The following is a 17,520-nucleotide window of genomic DNA, read 5'->3' as shown; positions in this document are numbered from 1 at the left end:
CGCGGAGCGGTGATCAACGGAGAGTAAGCGCAGCGACGCCTCACCCTGCTCACCCACCGGAGCTGCCCGTGACCCACCTCTCGGCCCCGCGCCGCCGCCGTCTTCTCGCGGTCCTCACCGCCGGCGCCCTCACCGTCGTCGGCCTCTCTCCGGCCACGCCCGCGGCCGCCGCCGCGCCCGGCCACGACAAAGTGGTCCACACCGTCCCCTCCACGGCCTCGCCCGACGTCCAGGACGGCTCGGTCGACGCGATCCACGACGCCGGTACGAAGATCATCGCGGGCGGCTCCTTCACCCGTGTGCAGAACCGCAACTCCGACGTCGACATCCCCCGCGACTACCTGCTCGCGTTCGACAAGGCCACCGGCGCGGTGGACACCGCGTTCGCGCCCACGCTCGACAACGAGGTGACAGCGGTCACGGGCGGGCCCACGGCGAACACGGTCTTCGTCGCCGGCAAGTTCAACACCGTCAACGGCGTGACCCGGCGCAAGGTGGCCCTGCTCGACGTCAACACCGGGGCGGTCGTCACCAGCTTCGCGCCGCCCGCGTTCAACGGGCTCATCAAGGACATCGCGCTGGTCGGCAACCGGCTGCTGGTCGGCGGCATCTTCACCACGGCCGGCAACCCCAACCCGCGCGGCGGACTGGCGTCGCTCAACGCCACCACCGGCGCCGTGGACAGCTACCTCACCACCACGCTGACCGAGAACCACAACTGGGACGGGGTCAGCGGCGCCAAGGCCGGCGTCGGCGCGGAGAAGCTCGCCGTCTCCCCGGACGGCACGCAGCTCGTCGTCATCGGCAACTTCAAGAAGGCCGACGGGGTGCTGCACGACCAGATCGTCAAGATCGACCTGGGTGCCACCGCCGCCACCGTCGCGGACTGGAACACGGCCCGCTACACGCCGCGCTGCAAGTGGCAGTCCTTCGACTCGTACGTCCGTGACGTCGCGTTCTCCCCGGACAACAGCTACTTCGTGGTGGTCACCACCGGCGCGCCGTACAGCGGAACGCTCTGCGACACCGCGGCCCGCTGGGAGGCCGGCGCGACCGGCTCCGCTCTCCAGCCGACCTGGGTCGACTACAGCGGCGGCGACACGTTCCTGTCCGTCGGCATCAGCGAAGAGGCGGTCTACGTCGGCGGCCACCTCCGCTGGCTCAACAACACCACCGGCACCGACAACGCCCGGGCCGGCGCGGTCGGCCGGGCCAGCATCGCCGCGCTCGACCCGGCCAACGGCCTGCCGCTGTCCTGGAACCCCGGCCGCCACCCGCGCGGCATCGGCGCCTCCGAGATGCTCGTCACGCCGACCGGGCTCTGGGTCGGCGGCGACACGCTGTGGATCGGCAACTTCCAGTACCGCCGGGAGCGGATCGCGTTCTTCCCGCTGGCCGGCGGGACGGCGGTGCACCCCACCACCACGGCCACCCTGCCCGGCAACATCTACCAGGCGGGCCTGCCGCAGCCGACGAACGTGCTGTACCGGGTGAACGCCGGCGGCTCGTCCGTCGCCGCCACCGACGGCGGGCCGGACTGGGCGGCCGACACCAGCTCCAGCCCCAGCCCGTACCACAACACCGGCAGCAGCGTCTCCAGCTACACCACCGCCGCGAGCCTGGACTCGACGGTACCGGCCGGCACCCCGGTCGAGCTCTACAACCACGAGCGGTACGACCCGTCCGGCGGTGCGGAGATGACCTGGCAGTTCCCGGTGCCCAACGGCACCGAGGTGCACGTGCGGCTCTACATGGCCAACCGGTACGCGGGCACCGCCAACGCCGGCACGCGGATCTTCGACGTGGCGCTGGAGGGTGCTGTCGTCCTCGACGACCTCGACCTGTCCGCCACCGCCGGGCACAACGTGGGCACCATGCGGGAGTTCACGGTGGTCAGCGACGGCTCGATCGACGTGGAGTTCCGCCACGTGCGGGAGAACCCGCTGGTGAACGCCGTCGAGATCGTCAAGACCGGGCCCCCGCCCGCCCCGGCCAGCTCGCCGGTGCAGGTGCGCTCGTACGACGGGCAGAGCACGGTCGGCGCGCCGGACCCGGTGACCGACCCGAACGGCACCGTCTGGGCGGGCGCGCGCAACGCGTTCTGGGTCGGCGGGACGGTGTTCTACGGCGCCGACGGCGCGCTGTGGCGGCGTACGTTCAACGGCACCACGTTCGGTGCGCCGGAACTGGTGGACCCGTACCACGACCCGTACTGGGACAACGTGATCACCAACTCCGGGCCGACCGGGCAGACGTACGTCGGCGCGACCACCGGCTTCTACGCCGAGATCCCGAACGTGACCGGCATGTTCTTCTCCGGCGGGCGGCTCTACTACACGCTCAACGGGCAGAACGGACTGTTCTGGCGCTGGTTCACCCCGGACAGCGGCGTGGTCGGCGCCGACCGGTTCACGGTGTCCGGGGCGAGCGGGTTCGCCGACGCGGGCGCGGTCTTCGTCTCCGGCGGCACGCTCTACAAGGTCAACCGCAACACCGGTGACCTGGCCGCCACCGACTGGGTGAACGGCGTGCCGGCCGCGACGTTCACCGTGCGCAGCGGCCCGGCGGTCGACGGCGTCGACTGGCGCGCGAAGGCGGTGTTCGTCGGCCCGTAAGGAAGGGCACCTTCTTAACGCCTCCGGTAGAGGAAGGGCCCCTTGTTAACACGCAGCTGTTAACAAGGGGCCCTTCCTTGCGGCGGGGCGGGGTTGCCGGCGCCGGAGGGCGGTGGAATGATCAACCGGTCAGCCCGATGAGGTGGAAGGGGGTGTGGTCGATGTCTTTCGTGAACCGTCCCGCGCCCCGCGTTCCCCGCTGACGTTCCCACTCCGCCGGGGCGCGTACCCCACAGGAGGAAGCACCGATGAGTGCACAGTTCCATTGCGTGACAGTCGAATCCGACGACCCGTACACCCTCGCCGGATGGTGGGCCCGGGTGCTCGACCGCCGGCTCGCCGACGACGACCACCCGGACGACCCGGAGGCGGTCCTCGCCGCGCCCGCCGGCGACGGCCCCGACCTGTTGTTCGTCCGGGTGGGCGAGCGGCACGGCAAGGGCGCGTTCCACATCGACCTGCACGCGGCCGAGGGCACCCGCGACGAGGAGGTGGCGCGGCTGCGTGACCTCGGCGCCACGCTGGTGGCCGACCGGCGCCGGCCGGACGGCAGCGGCTGGGTGGTGCTGGCCGACCCCGAGGGCAACGAGTTCTGCGTCTGCCGGAGCCCTGCCGAACGGGCCGAGTCCGCCTGATCCGGAAACGACACCGGGCCCCCGCCGTCGCGGCGGGGGCCCGGTGCGTAGCGGTGTCAGCCCTGCTTCTCGATCTCGCCGCGCATCGTGACGAACTCCTTCTGGAGCTCGGCCGCGGACTTGAAGTAGACGACCACCATGCCGAGGCTGCCCCGGTCGGCCCAGATGCAGACGGCCACCTGCTCACCCGAGGCCTTGCCGTCGGAGCACTTGGCGTCGCCGCCAAGCGGGCCCGGGTCGACCGTCTTGAAGTCCTTGGTGGCCAGGTCCGGCGTGACCGCCGTGGCGGCGTCGTCCAGTTCCTTCTTCGGGTCGGCCATGACGCCGGACACGGCGACGATCATGACCAGGTCTTTCTTCTCCGGGTTGCCGTAGAAGGCGCCGGCCGTGCTCGTCGCGTCCGGCACGTCCTTGCTGAGCGAGGCCTTCATCTGCGTCGCGGCGTTCTGCAGCTGAGGGTCGGTGACCTTCGGCCGGCCGCCGAGCGTCTGCGGCTCGACCACCCGGGTCTTGGTGGCGGTGACCACCTCGCCGACGGTGTCCTTGGTGACGAGCCAGGTGACGATGCCGCCACCGACGCAGAGCACCAGGACCACCGCGAGGACGATCAGCAGGATCTTGCCGACGCCGGACTTCTTCGGCGGGACCGGCGCGCCGAACTGGTTGCCGTACTGGGGCTGCTGCGGGATCTGCGGGTAGTCAGCGCCGTACTGGGGCTGCTGCGGAGCCTGCGGGTAGCCACCGCCGTACTGCGGCTGCTGGGGCGGCTGGAAGCCGCCGGGCTGGTGCTGGGGCGGCGGGTAGTGGCCGGGGTAGGGATTGGACGGCGGCTGGGACATGTAGGCAGCTCCTGTGAGAAAACTGAAGGCGTGATCGTAGCCAGGAGCACCGACATGCCGCTGTCCGTGGAAGGCCGGTGGGACGAAACCGCATCCGACCCGTGACCTGCCCGCGAAACGCCGATCGCGGTGGCCGGGCGTCCGTCTCGGACAGCCCGACCACCGCGATCGATGCGGTATCGGTCAGCGCAGGCTGGCCACGCCGCGCGGCAGGAACCGCTTGCCGGTCACCCGCTCGGAGGTGCCGGTCCGGTCCAGGTACGGCGTCACGCCGCCCAGGTGGAACGGCCAGCCGGCGCCGAGGATCATGCACAGGTCGATGTCCTGCGCCTCGGCGACGACGCCCTCGTCGAGCATGAGCCGGATCTCCTGCGCCAGCGCGTCCAGCGCGTTCTGCCGCACCTGCTCGGCGGTGAGCGGCTCGTCGCCGACCACCAGCAGCTTCGCCACCTCGTCGTTGATCTGGTCGTCGACCACGATCGGCTGGCCCGAGTCGGCGATCCGCTTGAGGTTCTCGCTGACGCCGAACCGGTCCGGGAACGCCTCGTGCAGGGTGCCGCCGACGTGGTACGCCACGGCCGGCCCGACGAGCTGCAGCAGCGCCAGCGGACGCATCGGCAGGCCCAGCGGGTCCAGCGCGCTGTTCGCCACGTCCAGCGGGGTGCCGGCGTCGACGGCCGCGAACACGGTGCCGAGGAAGCGGGTCAGGAGCCGGTTCACCACGAACGCCGGGGCGTCCTTGACCAGCACCGACGACTTCTTGAGCTGCTTGCCGACAGCGAACGCGGTGGCCAGCGTGGCGTCGTCGGTCCGCTCGCCGCGGACGATCTCCAGCAGCGGCAGCACCGCGACCGGGTTGAAGAAGTGGAAGCCGACCACCCGCTCCGGGTGCTCCAGGTCGGCGGCCATCTCGGTGATGGACAGCGAGCTGGTGTTGGTGGCGAGCACCGCCTCCGGCTTGACGATCTTCTCCAGCTCGGCCCAGACCTGCTTCTTGACGCCCAGGTCCTCGAACACGGCCTCGATGACGAAGTCGGCGTCGGCGAAGACGGACTTGTCGACCGAGCCGCTGACCAGGCCGTACAGCTTGGCCGCGGTGCCCTTGTCCATCCGGCCCTTGCTGACGGCCTTCTCGATCTGGGTGTGCACGTAGCCGACACCCTTGTCCACCCGCGACTGGTCCAGGTCGGTCATGACGACCGGCACCTGCAGCCGCCGGGCGAACAGCAGCGCGAGCTGGCTGGCCATCAGGCCGGCGCCGACGATGCCGACCTTGGTGACCGGGCGGGCCAGGTCCTTGTCCGGCGCGCCGGCCGGGCGCTTGGCCCGCCGCTGCACCAGGTCGAAGGCGTACAGGCCGCTGCGCAGCTCCTCGGAGAAGACCAGGTCCGCGAGGGCCTCGTCCTCCGCCGCGGTGCCGGTGGCGAAGTCGGCGTCCTTCGCCGTCTCCAGCAGGTCCAGCGCCTTGTACGCGGACGGGACCGCGCCGTGCAGCCGCTGGTCGAGGGTCTGCCGGGCGAAGTAGAGCACGCCCGCCCACATGTCCTTGTCGACCTCGGGACGGCTCACGGCGACCTCGCCCCGGACCACGCCGGCGGCCCACTCCAGCGACCGCTCCAGGAAGTCGGCCGGCTCCAGCAGCACGTCCGCGATGCCCATCTCGGCCGCCTGCTTCGGCTTGAGCATCTTGTTCTGCATCAGCGGGTTCTGGATGATCACCTGGGTGGCGGCCGGGATGCCGATCAGGTTCGGCAGCAGCTGCGTACCGCCCCAGCCGGGGATCAGGCCGAGCGAGACCTCGGGCAGCGCCAGCGCCGCCGCGCCCGCCGACAGCGTCCGGTAGTGGCAGTGCAGCGCCAGCTCCAGGCCGCCGCCCATCGCCGCGCCGTTGACGAACGCGAAGGTGGGGACGGCGCTGTCCTTGAGCCGGGCGAACACGCGGTGGCCGAGCCGGCCGATCTCCAGCGCCTGCTCGCGGTTCTCCAGCGCGGGCAGGCTGGTGATGTCCGCGCCCACGCAGAAGATGTACGGCTTGCCGGTGACCGCGATGAACGCCGGCTCCGCCGCCAGCGCGGCGGTGATCGCCTCGTCCAGGCTGGTCAGACCGGCCGGGCCGAAGGTGTTCGGCTTGGTGTGGTCGAAGCCGTTGTCCAGCGTGATGAGGGCGGCGGGCCGGTCCAGCCCGGGTACGGCCACCTGGCGCAGCAGCGCCTTGGTGACGACCTCGTTCGGTGCGGCGAGGCTCACTTGTCTCCACCCTCCCAGTGCGGGTTCTCCCAGATCACGGTGCCGCCCATGCCGATGCCGATGCACATGGCGGTGAGGCCGTAGCGGACCTCGGGGTGCTCGGCGAACTGGCGGGCGAGCTGGGTCATCAGCCGGACGCCGGAGGACGCGAGCGGGTGACCGATGGCGATCGCGCCGCCCCACGGGTTGACCCGCGGGTCGTCGTCGGCGATGCCGAAGTGGTCGAGGAAGGCGAGCACCTGCACCGCGAACGCCTCGTTCAGCTCGAACAGGCCGATGTCGTCGATGCTGAGGCCGGCGATGCGCAGCGCCTTCTCGGTCGACGGGATCGGGCCGACGCCCATCACCTCGGGCTCGACGCCGACGAAGCCGAACGACACCAGGCGCATGCCGACCGGCAGGCCCAGCTCACGAGCGGTCTCCTCGGCCACCAGCAGCGCGGCGGTGGCGCCGTCGTTCAGGCCGGCCGCGTTGCCCGCGGTGACCTTGCCGTGCGGCCGGAACGGCGTCTTCAGCCCGGCCAGCTTCTCCATCGAGGTGTCGCGGGGCGCCTCGTCCACGGTGGCCAGACCCCAGCCCGCCTCCGGGTCGCGCACCGCCACCGGCACCAGGTCGCCCTGGAGCTTGCCGTTGGCGTACGCCTTGGCGGTCTTCTGCTGCGACGCCAGCGCGAACGCGTCGGTGCGCTCCTTGGTGATGTGCGGGACCCGGTCGTGCAGGTTCTCCGCGGTGGAGCCCATCACCAGGGCGGACGGGTCGACGAGCTTCTCCGCGACGATGCGCGGGTTGGGGTCGACGCCCTCACCCATCGGGTGGCGGCCCATGTGCTCGACGCCGCCGGCGATCGCGACGTCGTACGCGCCCATGGCGATGCCGCTGGCCACGGTGGTGACGGCGGTCATCGCGCCGGCGCACATCCGGTCGATGGCGAATCCCGGCACGGTCTTGGGCAGGCCGGCCAGCAGGGCGGCGGTGCGGCCGATGGTCAGGCCCTGGTCACCGATCTGGGTGGTGGCGGCGATCGCCACCTCCTCCACCTTCTCCGGCGGCAGTTGCGGGTTGCGGCGCATCAGCTCGCGGATGCAGCGGATCACCAGATCGTCGGCGCGGGTGTTGGCGTACATCCCACCCGCCTTGCCGAACGGGGTACGGACGCCGTCGACGAAGACGACATCCCGGACTTCACGGGGCACTTGGAGCCTCCCTCGGCACGGGCATTTCCCCGGATGCTACTCGCCAGTAACCAAACGCGGCACCACCCCCCGCGTGGCCCACCTCACACCTGCCACCGACGTTACTGCTGGGGGGTGCGCAGCGCCTCGGTAAGAGCGGGCAGCAGCAGCCCGATCTGCCACTCCCGGGCGCCGAAGGCGCGCAGCGCCTCCGCGACGGTGTCGTCGGTGATCTCCTCCGGCGGCTGCCACGCCAGCCGGCGGATCGAGTCCGGCGCGATCAGGTTCTCCGCCGGCAGCCGGTGCGCCCCGGCGGTGCCGACCACCACCTCCCGGGCCCGGGCCAGCCGCCCGGCCGCCACCGGGTCACGCTCGGCCCAGCGGTGCGGCGGAGGCGGGCCCTCCACCGTCGGGCTCACCGGCAGCGCCTCGTCCGGCAACTGACGCGCGTCGTCGAGCGCCGCCAGCCAGGTACGTGCCAGCCGGCGCACCGACCGCCCACCGAAACCGGGGAGCGTGAGCAGCGTCTTCTCGTCCTTCGGGTCCAGCTCGGCGGCGGCCACGATGGCCGAGTCGGGCAGCACCCGGCCCGGCGCGGCGTCCCGGCGGGCGGCGATCTGGTCCCGCGCGTACCAGAGGGACCGCACCCGGGCCTGGGCGCGCGCGCCGCGTACCCGGTGGATGCCGGACGTGCGCCGCCACGGCTCGGCGCGCACGCGCGGCGGACGGGCGCCGTTGCGCACCAGCGCGTCGAACTCCTCCGCCGCCCAGCCGGACTTGCCCTGCCGCCCCAGCTCCTCGTCCAGCGCGTCGCGCAGGTCCACCAGCAGCTCGACGTCCAGCGCCGCGTACGTCAGCCAGGACTCCGGCAGCGGCCGGCTGGACCAGTCCGCGGCGGAGTGGTGCTTCTCCAGGCTGAACCCGAGCAGCTGTTCGGTCAGCGCGGCCAGGCCGACCCGCTCGAATCCCGCCAGCCGGGCGGCCAGTTCGGTGTCGAACAGCCGGCGCGGGCGCAGGCCCAGCTCGGCCAGGCAGGCGAGGTCCTGGCTGGCCGCGTGCAGCACCCACTCGGTCTCGGCGATCGCCTCGTCGAGGGCGGACAGGTCGGGCAGCGGCAGCGGGTCGATGAGCGCGGTGCCAGCGCCGACGCGGCGCAACTGCACCAGGTAGGCGCGCTGGCTGTAGCGGTAGCCGGAGGCGCGTTCGGCGTCCAGGGCCACCGGGCCGGTGCCGCCCGCGAAACGGGCCACGACCTCGTTCAACTCGGCCGGTGTGGCCACCGGGGCGGGCGTGCCGTCGCGCGGCGCGGTCAGGGGGACGGCCGCGCCCGGCTCGGTCTCGGTCCCCGCGTCCGCCGGCTCCGGCAGGGCCGACGTCGGATCGGCGGAGACCTCTCCCGTACGGCTTTCGGCGGCCCGACGGCGCAGGGGTGGTTCGTCGGTCACCTGACAACCCTAGTAGGCCGGACGATCCGGTGTGCGCAGCCGGTCCGGCGCGTGTCGGCGCGGTGTCCGTCAGGTGTCCGGAACGAACCGGGTTGCGGGGCCGTGAGAGGGTCGGACAGCGGGGGAGACAAAGCCCGTTTCCGCCGGTACGGTCCATCGAGCCGCGAGCGGCGCACAGGGCCGGACGACAGCGGTCGGGGGCGTCGGCGAAGCCGACGGGGAGGACGGTCGAGCATGACAGGCGGGTACGGAACCGGCGACGGCGTGCCGGGGCAGGGCGGTGACCCGACGGCCGATCGGCCGGGCCCGCTGCCGCCACGCTTCGACCCGCCCGGCGGTCCGGCTCCACTGTCCGGGTCGACCGTGCCCGGGTCGACCGCGGGCGGTGTCGGCGCGTCGTGGAGCGGCGCCGGCACCGGAGGCCACGCGGCGCCGGGCACGGGCTACCCGGCCACGTCGCCGGGCGCGAGCTACCCGGGATCGTCCGGGGGGAGCTACCCGGCGTCGCCGGGCGCGAGCTACCCCGGGTCCTCGGGCACCAGCTATCCCGCCTCGTCGGGCACGAGTTACCCGGCCCCGTCCTCGGGCGCGGGTCATCCGGCGCGGGCGACCGCGCAGCCGTCCGCCGGTTACCCGGGCCGCGCCGACGCGGCCGGGGCGTCGCCGTCGGCCGCCTACTCCGCGTCGTCGGGTGTCGCGACCCCGCCCGCGGCGTCCCAGCCGTCGTTCGGCGCCGCGCCGTCCCAGCCGGGCCCGTCGTCGTTCGGCGGCGCGCCGGCCCAGCCGGGTCAGTCCTCCTACGGCACGCCGTCGACCCAGCCGGGGCAGTCCTCCTACGGCTCGGCACCGGCCCAGTCCGCCCCGGCCTACCCGGGCCAGGCGCCCGCCGGGTCACAGTCGTTCCCGGGCCAGGCCTCGTCGCCGTACGCGGACCGGCACTCCGGCGCCCCGTCCGGCTCCGGCTCGTCCTACCCGGGCCGGCCGGTCTCCGCGCCCGCCTATCCGGGCCAGCCGGTGTCCGCGCCGTCCTACCCCGCCCAGCCGACGGCGTACCCGGGTCAGCAGGTCTCCGGCTTCGGCGCGCCGCTCGGTCCGCCGGGGCGCGCCCCCCGGCGCAGCCGGCTCGCGGTGGTGGCGCTGGCCCTGGCCGCCGTGCTTGCGGTGGTCAGCGGCGTGCAGGCGTACCAGATCTACCGGCTCGACGACCGGCTCGCCGCCGCCGACAAGCGGATGGCCGAGGGGCAGGGCGCGGACGCCAGCCGGCTCGACGGCCTGGAGCAGCGCGCCGGCAGCCTGGAGAAGCAGGCCGGAGCCGCCTTCAACCCGGAGGCGGTGGCCAGCGCGGTGCTGCCGAGCGTGTTCCGGGTGCGGGCCGGGCAGTTCACCGGTACGGCGTTCGCCGTCGGCAAGGCCCCGTCCGGCGGCGGCACCACGCTGCTGACGAACTTCCACGTGGTCGAGTCGGTCTTCACCGCCGGTGAGCGCAAGGTGTTCCTGGAGCGCAAGGACCAGCGGTTCGAGGCGACGATCATCGCCACCGACAAGGACAAGGACCTGGCGCAGTTGCGCACCACCGCCAAGTTCGCCGGTCTGGTCGCGGCCAGTGATCCGGTGCGGTCCGGCCAGCAGATCATCGTGGTCGGCGCGCCGCTCGGGTTGCAGGACAGCGTCACCACGGGCGTGGTCAGCGCGTTCCGCGAAGACGAGCGCGGCGGCGGCCCGGTGATCCAGTTCGACGCGCCGATCAACCCCGGTAACTCCGGCGGCCCGGTGATCAACGGCGCCAAGGAGGTCGTCGGCATCGCCACGGCCAAGGCCCGCAACGCCGAGGGCATCGGGTTGGCGGTGCCGATCAAGACCGCCTGCGACCGGTTCCGCCTCTGCTGACCGGTCGCCCACGCCGGTGTGGGGCGACCGCAGCGCATCGACCCCGGCCCATCGGGCCACCCCGCGGGGGACCAGCTCATCTGGAGGAACGACATGTCCTACCCACCGGCCGGGGGCGACAACCCGCCCCCGGCGCCGGGGGGCACGGTCTACGGCAACGTGTACGGCAGCCGGCCCGCGCCCCAGCAGTACGACCCGAACCAGCCCGCCCCGACCCTGCACCAGCCCACCGCGCCCGACGGCGCACCCGGGTACGGCGGATACCAGCCCGCCGCGCCGGGTCAGCCGGGCTACGCGCCGGGCGCCGCTCCGGTGCCCCCGCCGATGTCGGCGCCGCCGGTCTCCGTACCGCCGGTCTCCGGCCCCGGCTACCCGCAGCCGCTGTCGGCCCCGCCGCTGTCCGCCCCACCGGTGTCCGGCCCCGGCTACGGCCCGCCGCCGATGTCCGGGCCGCCCGGCCCCTACGGACCGGCCGGCGGCGCGCCCGCCGGCGGCGGCCGGAGGTGGGCCCCGCTGGTCCTCGGCCTCGTCGCCGCGTTGCTGTTCGTCTTCGGTGGCGTGATGACCTTCCTGTACGTCTCCACGGACGGCGAGCTGGACAAGTCCCAGCGGCTGGTCAGCCAGCGCGACGGCACCATCTCGGCGAACCAGCAGGAGATCGAGAAGCTCAAGGGTGAGCTGAAGACGGTGCAGGAGCGGCTGTCGGACACCCAGCAGGACCTGACCGGCACCAAGAACGACCGGGACGAGCAGGCCCGGCAGAAGAAGGTCATCGCGAGCTGCCTGGACAAGCTGACCACCGCCATCGCCGCCGCGTCGCGTGGCGACCGGGCTGCCTTCGAGGCGGCGAACAAGGGTCTGGACAAGGTCTGCGACGAGGCCGAGAACTATCTCTGACCTGTACTCGCCCGAGGCCGCCCCGGTTCGCCGGGGCGGCCTTCGCGTATCCGGCCGGGTGTGGTCAGGCGGCGCCGGCGGAACGCCGGGGCAGCGCGGTGACGCCGGGCGGCGGCAGGCCGGCCGTGGAGGCCAGCAGCGTGCACCAGCCGAGCAGGTGCGGACCCAGGTCGGCGCGCAGCGGCGTCCAGGAGGCGCGGATCTCGATGTCACCGGCGGCGGGCGGCCCGGCCAGCTCGCCGAACCGGGTGGAGAGCGTCTGGGTGACGGTGCCGCCGATCGCCCGGTGCCCGGCGCCCTGCGCGTCCAGCGCGTCGGTCAGCCAGGTCCAGCCGACGCCCGGCAGCAGCGGGTCGCTGGCCAGGTCGACCTCAAGCTCGGCGGTGACGTACGTGACCAGCCGCAACGTGCCCTGCCACGCCTCGTGCCCGGCCGGGTCGTGCAGCAGGATCAGCCGGCCGGTGGCCACCTCGTCGTCGTCGCGCATCACGGCGGCGGAGAGCGCGAACGCGAACGGGGCCAGCCGCTGGGGCGCGCCGACCTCCTCCAGGATGATCTCCGGGCGGGGTGTCACCGACCGCAGCCCCGCGACCGCGCGAGCGAACGTTTCCGGGAGCGCGATCGGGGGGGCCATGCGGGCAGCCTATGCGCGCCCACCGTACGGCGCGCGACGGCGCGCCGGGTGATCGACGGTTAAGAAGGGGCCCTTCCTCTACCGGAGGCGTTAAGCGGGGGCCCTTCCTTCTACGTCACAAATGCGGACGGTGAGCGCGGGCGCGTGCCGGGGGCGTGGCACGATTGCCGCGATGACCACCGACACCACGGGCACTGCCGCCCGAGACGGAGAACCCCGCCGCGGCGGGCCGGCCGACTCGCCCTTCGTGCGCGCCTGCCGGCGCGAGCCGGGCCCGCACACGCCGGTCTGGTTCATGCGCCAGGCCGGCCGGTCGCTGCCGGAGTACCGCGAGATCCGGGCGAACGTGCCGATGCTGGAGTCCTGCCGCCGGCCGGACCTGGTCACCGAGATCACGCTCCAGCCGGTGCGCCGGCACGGCGTGGACGCGGCGATCCTGTTCAGCGACATCGTGGTGCCGGTCGCCGCGGCCGGCATCGACCTGGACATCGTGCCCGGCACCGGCCCGGTGGTGGCCGAGCCGATCCGTACCGCCGCCGACGTCGAGCGGATCTCCCCGATCGGCCGCGACGAGGTGTCGTACGTGGACGAGGCGGTCCGCCAGCTCGTCGTCGAGCTGGGCGACACCCCGCTGATCGGCTTCGCCGGCGCCCCGTTCACGCTCGCCAGCTACCTGGTCGAGGGCGGGCCGTCGCGTACCCACGCCAAGACCAAGGCGCTGATGTACGGCGACCCGGACCTGTGGCACGCGCTGTGCGCCCGGCTGGCCGAGGTGACGCTGGCGTTCCTCCAGGTGCAGATCGACGCCGGGGTCTCCGCGGTGCAGCTGTTCGACTCGTGGGCCGGCGCGCTCTCCGAGGCCGACTACCGCCGCTTCGTGCTGCCGCACTCGACGTACGTGCTGGGCGGGCTCGCTGACTCCGGCGTGCCGCGGATCCACTTCGGGGTGGGCACCGGCGAGCTGCTCGGCGCGATGGGCGAGGCCGGCGCCGACGTGGTGGGCGTGGACTGGCGTACGCCGCTGGACGTCGCCACCGGCCGGATCGGGCCGGACAAGGCGGTGCAGGGCAACCTCGACCCGACCGTGCTGCTCGCGCCCTGGCCGGTGGTGGAGACCGAGGTGCGGCGCATCATCGAGCAGGGCCGGGCCGCTCCCGGCCACGTGTTCAACCTCGGTCACGGCGTCCTGCCGGAGACCGACCCCGAGGTGCTGACCCGGGTGGTCGCGCTGGTGCACGAGCTGACCGCGCGACCGGAGCGCTAGGAGGCGACAGTGGTGCGACCGTGGCGGGTGGCGATCGTCGGTGGCGGGATCACCGGGCTGGCCGCCGCCGTCCGGTTGCGCGACAGCGCTCCCGAGGGCACCGAGGTCACCGTGTACGAGCAGTCCGGCCGCCTCGGCGGCAAGCTGTTCACCGGTGAGCTCGCCGGCGGGCCGGTCGAGTTCGGCGCGGAGTCGTTCCTGATGCGCGACCCGGCCGGTGGCGAGTCGGCGGCGGTGACGCTGGCCCGGCGCCTCGGGCTGGCCGAGGCGATCGTGCACCCGACCGTCGGGCAGGCGGCCCTGCTCGTCGACGGCACGTTGCGCCCGGTGCCGGGCGGGACGCTCGTCGGCGTACCCGGGGATCTGGAGAAGGTGGCGGCGGTGGCGCCGCCGGCCGCGGACGCCGACCGCGACGCGGGCCACCCGTTGCTGGCCGACGGTGAGGACACCTCGGTCGGTGAGCTGGTCCGCAAGCGTCTCGGTGACGCGGTGGTGGACCGCCTCGTGGACCCGATGCTCGGCGGCGTGTACGCCGGGCGGGCCGACGACCTGTCGCTGGTCACCACGATGCCGGCGCTGGCCCGCGCGGCACGCGCCGAGCACACGCTTGTCGGTGCGGTACGCGCCGCGCAGGCCGCCGCGCCGCGCGCGCCCGGCGCCCCGGTCTTCGGCACCCTCGCCGGTGGACTGAGCACGCTGGTCGAGGCGGCGGCGACGGCGAGCGGCGCGACGATCCGGCGCGGCGCCGCGGTACGCGAGCTGCGCCGCACCCCGTCCGGATGGCGGCTCACCGTCGGGCCGACCCGCGACGCCGAGCACGTCGAGGCCGACGCGGTGCTGCTCGCGGTGCCGGCCCGCCCGGCCGCCCGGCTGCTCGCCGCCGCCGCGCCCGAGGCGGCCGAGACGGTGGGCGCGCTCGACTACGCCAGCGTCGCCCTGATCACCCTGGCCCTGCCCGGTCCGGCCCTGCCGGAGCTGTCCGGTTTCCTGGTGCCGGCCGGTGAGGGGCTGACGATCAAGGCGTCCACGTTCTTCACCACCAAGTGGGGGCACCTGCGGCGGCCGGACGGGCTGGCGCTGGTGCGCGCCTCGGTCGGCCGGTACGGCGACGAGACGTCGCTGCAGCTCACCGACGACGACCTGGCCGACGCGGTGCACCGGGAGCTGTCGGCGGTGCTCGGCGCGCCGCTGCCGACTCCGGTGGCCCGGCACGTGCAGCGGTGGGGCGGCGCGCTGCCCCAGTACACGCCCGGGCACACCGCCCGGGTGGCGGCGGTCCGGGCGGCGCTGCGCGCCGCGTACCCGACGCTTGCGGTGGCCGGGGCCGGCTACGACGGCGTCGGCATCCCGGTGTGCGTCCGCTCCGGCGAGACGGCGGCCGAAGAGATCATCACGGCACTGGAAGGATCGGCAGCATGACCGAGCAGACCAACGCGGCGCGGCTGCGGGAGCTCAACGAGACCATCCGCTACACGATGTGGTCGGTGTACCGGGCCACCAGCCCGCTGCCGTCGCTGCGGGAGAACGTCGTCGACGAGGTCGAGTCGCTCTTCACCGAGCTGGCCGGCAAGGACGTCACGGTCCGGGGCACGTACGACGTGGCCGGGCTGCGCGCCGACGCCGACCTGATGATCTGGTGGCACTCGTCGTCCAGCGACGCGCTGCAGGACGCGTACCTGCGGTTCCGCCGCACCACGCTGGGCCGGGCGCTCACCCCGGTCTGGTCGCAGATGGCGCTGCACCGCCCGGCCGAGTTCAACAAGAGCCACATCCCGGCGTTCCTCGCCGACGAGCAGCCGCGCCCCTACCTGTGCGTCTACCCGTTCGTGCGCTCGTACGAGTGGTACCTGCTGCCCGACGCGGAGCGGCGCGAGCTGCTGGCCGAGCACGGCAAGATGGCCCGCGGCTACCCGGACGTACGGGCCAACACGGTGGCGTCGTTCGCGCTCGGCGACTACGAGTGGATGCTCGCGTTCGAGGCCGACGAGCTGCACCGGATCGTGGACCTGATGCGTGACCTGCGCGCCTCCGGCGCCCGCCGGCACGTGCGGGAGGAGATCCCGTTCTACACCGGCCGCCGCCGCTCGGTGGCCGACATCGTCAACTGCCTGGTGTGAAAGGAAGGGCACCTTCTTAACGCCTGCGGTAGAGGAAGGGGCCCCGCTTAACACCCCAGCGGGTGTCGAGCAGGGCCCCGACCGGGAAGACCGGCGTCAGGCGGTCGTCGTACAGGACACGATGCTGGGCACCGGGTTCGTCGCACCGGCCGATCCGGTGAAGCCGAACGAGGTGCTCACACCCGGCGCGAGTGAGCCGTTGTAGGCGGCGTTTCGTGCCGTCACCAGTGTTCCGCTCGTGGTGACAGTGGCGTTCCACGCCGAGCTGACCTGCTGGCCGTTCTGGTAGTTCCAGCTCACCGACCAGCCGCGGATCGGCGAGCCGCTGTTGTTCGTCACCTTCACGTCGGCCTGGAAGCCGCCGCCCCACGAACCGGTGATCGCGTACGTCGCGGTGCAGCCGCCGGCCGGGTTCGGCGTGGTCGGCGGCGTGCTGGTCGGCGGCGTGCTGGTGGGCGGAGTGCTCGTCGGCGGGGTGCTGGTGGGCGGCGGGGTGGTCGGGCCGGACCCGCCGAAGTCCACGTCACTGCACAGGTAGTAGGACTGGTCCAGGTGGCTGGCCTGCCAGATGGTGTAGACGATGTGCCGGCCGGTGCGGCCCGGCGCGTTCGCCGGGATCTGGATCGACACGCCGTCCACCTCACGCGTCCACTGGCTGGCCGGGGTGTTGCCGATCTGGCCGACCAGTTCCAGGTCGCTCCAGCGCAGCGGCGAGGTGAGCGCGTTGAAACCCTGCTTGGTCACGTACACCCGGATGTAGTCGGCGCCGTGGCTGGCCTGGTCGAAGAACTTGACCCGGAAGTTGTTGGTGACCGGCACGGTCTTCCAGGCGCCGACGGTGTCGAGCGCGTTGTACCGGCCACTCTGGGTGCGGCCGCCGCTGCACAGCTGCCCGTCCGGGATGGCGCCCTGGTGGTTGCCGGCCACGCCCTCGCGGAACAGGCCGTTCCAGTTCCACATGGCGTTCGGGTCGGCCTGCCACGCCTGCCAGCACATCGGGTCCTGGGTGGCCATGGCCGGGTTCTGGAAGTCACCGCCCCAGCGCTGCCAGCAGCTGTAGGCGCGCGAGGCCGGGTCGACCACCGACCCGTGCGCCGAGGCCGGGCCGGAGAACGCGGTGGTGAGCAGCGCCGCGACGACCGCGCAGACGCCGAGGATCGCCGCCGCGAGCGGTAACGGGCGGCGGTACGGAGTGGACATGGAAAGCCTCCGGGATGGGTGTCGGTGCACGACGCCCGGACTGTCGGGAGTTGCCCTCTCCCGCGTGGCGGCTCCGCCCGCACGTTGCCACAAAAAGTGACAAACGTCAATGAGTTGGGTCGCGGCGCATCGGGGTGTGCGGGATGCCGTCCTCGACGTAACCGGGGCCGTCGACCGTGAAACCGAATCCCGCGTAGAAGCCCACGAGGTGCGTCTGCGCGTCGAGCACGCACGGCCGGTCACCCACCACCGCGAGGGCCTCGGCCATCAGCGCGCCGGCCAGGCCCGCGCCGCGGGCCGCCGACGCCACCACCACCCGCCCGATCCGCGCCACGCCGCCGGGGTCGGCCAGGATCCGCAGGTACGCGACCACGGCGCCGTCGCTGGTCAGCCACAGGTGGCGGGTGCCGGGCTCGACGTCCCGGCCGTCCAGTTCCGGGTACGGGCAGGACTGCTCGACCACGAACACGTCGATGCGTAGCCGGAGCAGGTCGTGGAAGGTGCGGGCATCCAGGTCGGCGAAACCGGCCAGGTGGGACTCGACGGGCATCGGCCCAGGTTAGGCGGC

At 73.2% G+C, this 17,520-nt stretch carries 14 protein-coding genes; 7 read left to right on the top strand and 7 right to left on the bottom strand.

Annotated elements, in window-relative coordinates; all coding sequences use genetic code 11:
• The first annotated feature begins 68 nt into the window (after positions 1–68).
• Positions 69–2,615: a malectin domain-containing carbohydrate-binding protein gene (locus HA073_RS00340; protein WP_166455461.1), complete on the top strand. Its 2,547-nt coding sequence runs from the start codon at positions 69–71 to the stop codon at positions 2,613–2,615.
• 248 nt (positions 2,616–2,863) lie between these two features.
• A complete protein-coding gene (locus tag HA073_RS00335) occupies positions 2,864–3,250 on the top strand; it encodes a VOC family protein (RefSeq protein WP_043325653.1) in 387 nt (128 codons plus the stop codon).
• Positions 3,251–3,306: 56 nt separating this feature from the next.
• Here HA073_RS00335 and HA073_RS00330 read toward each other — a convergent pair whose 3' ends face one another.
• The 4 genes from HA073_RS00330 to HA073_RS00315 all read right to left on the bottom strand — a co-directional run bounded on the left by HA073_RS00330 (position 3,307) and on the right by HA073_RS00315 (position 8,953).
• Positions 3,307–4,089 carry a hypothetical protein gene (locus HA073_RS00330; RefSeq protein ID WP_064447155.1) on the bottom strand — a complete coding sequence of 261 codons (783 nt, stop codon included), beginning with the start codon at positions 4,087–4,089 and terminating at the stop codon, positions 3,307–3,309.
• A 183-nt stretch (positions 4,090–4,272) separates the two neighbouring features.
• Entirely contained in the window at positions 4,273–6,336 is a 2,064-nt protein-coding gene (locus tag HA073_RS00325) for a 3-hydroxyacyl-CoA dehydrogenase NAD-binding domain-containing protein (protein ID WP_166455460.1), read from the bottom strand.
• Complete coding sequence (locus tag HA073_RS00320) at positions 6,333–7,529, bottom strand: thiolase family protein (protein ID WP_064447157.1); 1,197 nt, start codon at positions 7,527–7,529, stop codon at positions 6,333–6,335. Before HA073_RS00320 ends, HA073_RS00325 begins: the two co-directional genes overlap by 4 nt.
• Positions 7,530–7,630: 101 nt before the next feature.
• Complete coding sequence (locus tag HA073_RS00315) at positions 7,631–8,953, bottom strand: ribonuclease D (protein ID WP_069089381.1); 1,323 nt, start codon at positions 8,951–8,953, stop codon at positions 7,631–7,633.
• A 234-nt stretch (positions 8,954–9,187) separates the two neighbouring features.
• On the opposite strand from HA073_RS00315, the gene HA073_RS00310 reads away from it, so the two are divergent.
• Complete coding sequence (locus tag HA073_RS00310) at positions 9,188–10,840, top strand: trypsin-like peptidase domain-containing protein (RefSeq protein ID WP_166455459.1); 1,653 nt, start codon at positions 9,188–9,190, stop codon at positions 10,838–10,840.
• 93 nt (positions 10,841–10,933) lie between these two features.
• Positions 10,934–11,737 carry a hypothetical protein gene (locus HA073_RS00305; protein WP_069089383.1) on the top strand — a complete coding sequence of 268 codons (804 nt, stop codon included), beginning with the start codon at positions 10,934–10,936 and terminating at the stop codon, positions 11,735–11,737.
• A 64-nt stretch (positions 11,738–11,801) separates the two neighbouring features.
• Here the strand turns inward: HA073_RS00305 and HA073_RS00300 are convergent, their stop codons facing one another.
• Positions 11,802–12,371: a DUF3000 domain-containing protein gene (locus HA073_RS00300; RefSeq protein WP_043325643.1), complete on the bottom strand. Its 570-nt coding sequence runs from the start codon at positions 12,369–12,371 to the stop codon at positions 11,802–11,804.
• A gap of 172 nt (positions 12,372–12,543) precedes the next feature.
• On the opposite strand from HA073_RS00300, the gene hemE reads away from it, so the two are divergent.
• The 3 genes from hemE to hemQ are packed head-to-tail and all read left to right on the top strand — an operon-like array spanning position 12,544 to position 15,752.
• On the top strand, positions 12,544–13,635 hold the full coding sequence (hemE, locus tag HA073_RS00295) for a uroporphyrinogen decarboxylase (protein WP_205795741.1): 1,092 nt from the start codon (positions 12,544–12,546) through the stop codon (positions 13,633–13,635).
• A 9-nt stretch (positions 13,636–13,644) separates the two neighbouring features.
• Complete coding sequence (gene hemG, locus HA073_RS00290) at positions 13,645–15,054, top strand: protoporphyrinogen oxidase (RefSeq protein WP_166455457.1); 1,410 nt, start codon at positions 13,645–13,647, stop codon at positions 15,052–15,054.
• Positions 15,051–15,752 (top strand): hydrogen peroxide-dependent heme synthase, encoded by a 702-nt coding sequence (gene hemQ / locus HA073_RS00285; RefSeq protein ID WP_043325639.1) that lies wholly within the window; start codon positions 15,051–15,053, stop codon positions 15,750–15,752. The genes hemG and hemQ overlap by 4 nt, the downstream gene beginning before the upstream one ends.
• A 96-nt stretch (positions 15,753–15,848) precedes the next feature.
• Here hemQ and HA073_RS00280 read toward each other — a convergent pair whose 3' ends face one another.
• The gene (locus HA073_RS00280) at positions 15,849–16,952 is read right to left on the bottom strand and encodes a lytic polysaccharide monooxygenase (RefSeq protein ID WP_166455456.1); all 1,104 of its coding nucleotides are present in this window, start codon (positions 16,950–16,952) and stop codon (positions 15,849–15,851) included.
• A gap of 106 nt (positions 16,953–17,058) precedes the next feature.
• Positions 17,059–17,502 carry a GNAT family N-acetyltransferase gene (locus tag HA073_RS00275; protein ID WP_166455455.1) on the bottom strand — a complete coding sequence of 148 codons (444 nt, stop codon included), beginning with the start codon at positions 17,500–17,502 and terminating at the stop codon, positions 17,059–17,061.
• Positions 17,503–17,520 lie beyond the last annotated feature (18 nt).

The organism is Micromonospora sp. CMU55-4, assembly GCF_011602315.1.
Classification (GTDB): Bacteria; Actinomycetota; Actinomycetes; order Mycobacteriales; family Micromonosporaceae; genus Micromonospora; species Micromonospora chalcea.
The sequence above is the reverse complement of the archived record's forward strand: the minus strand, read 5'-3'. Positions and strand labels throughout refer to the sequence as shown.

Bases quoted from the DNA above. Each gene is read 5' to 3' on its own strand.
- HA073_RS00280 (WP_166455456.1), bottom strand. From the start codon at position 16,952: ATGTCCACTCCGTACCGCCGCCCGTTACCGCTCGCGGCGGCGATCCTC.
- HA073_RS00310 (WP_166455459.1), top strand. From the start codon at position 9,188: ATGACAGGCGGGTACGGAACCGGCGACGGCGTGCCGGGGCAGGGCGGT.
- hemE (WP_205795741.1), top strand. From the start codon at position 12,544: ATGACCACCGACACCACGGGCACTGCCGCCCGAGACGGAGAACCCCGC.
- HA073_RS00305 (WP_069089383.1), top strand. From the start codon at position 10,934: ATGTCCTACCCACCGGCCGGGGGCGACAACCCGCCCCCGGCGCCGGGG.
- HA073_RS00300 (WP_043325643.1), bottom strand. From the start codon at position 12,371: ATGGCCCCCCCGATCGCGCTCCCGGAAACGTTCGCTCGCGCGGTCGCG.
- HA073_RS00275 (WP_166455455.1), bottom strand. From the start codon at position 17,502: ATGCCCGTCGAGTCCCACCTGGCCGGTTTCGCCGACCTGGATGCCCGC.
- HA073_RS00330 (WP_064447155.1), bottom strand. From the start codon at position 4,089: ATGTCCCAGCCGCCGTCCAATCCCTACCCCGGCCACTACCCGCCGCCC.
- HA073_RS00335 (WP_043325653.1), top strand. From the start codon at position 2,864: ATGAGTGCACAGTTCCATTGCGTGACAGTCGAATCCGACGACCCGTAC.
- hemQ (WP_043325639.1), top strand. From the start codon at position 15,051: ATGACCGAGCAGACCAACGCGGCGCGGCTGCGGGAGCTCAACGAGACC.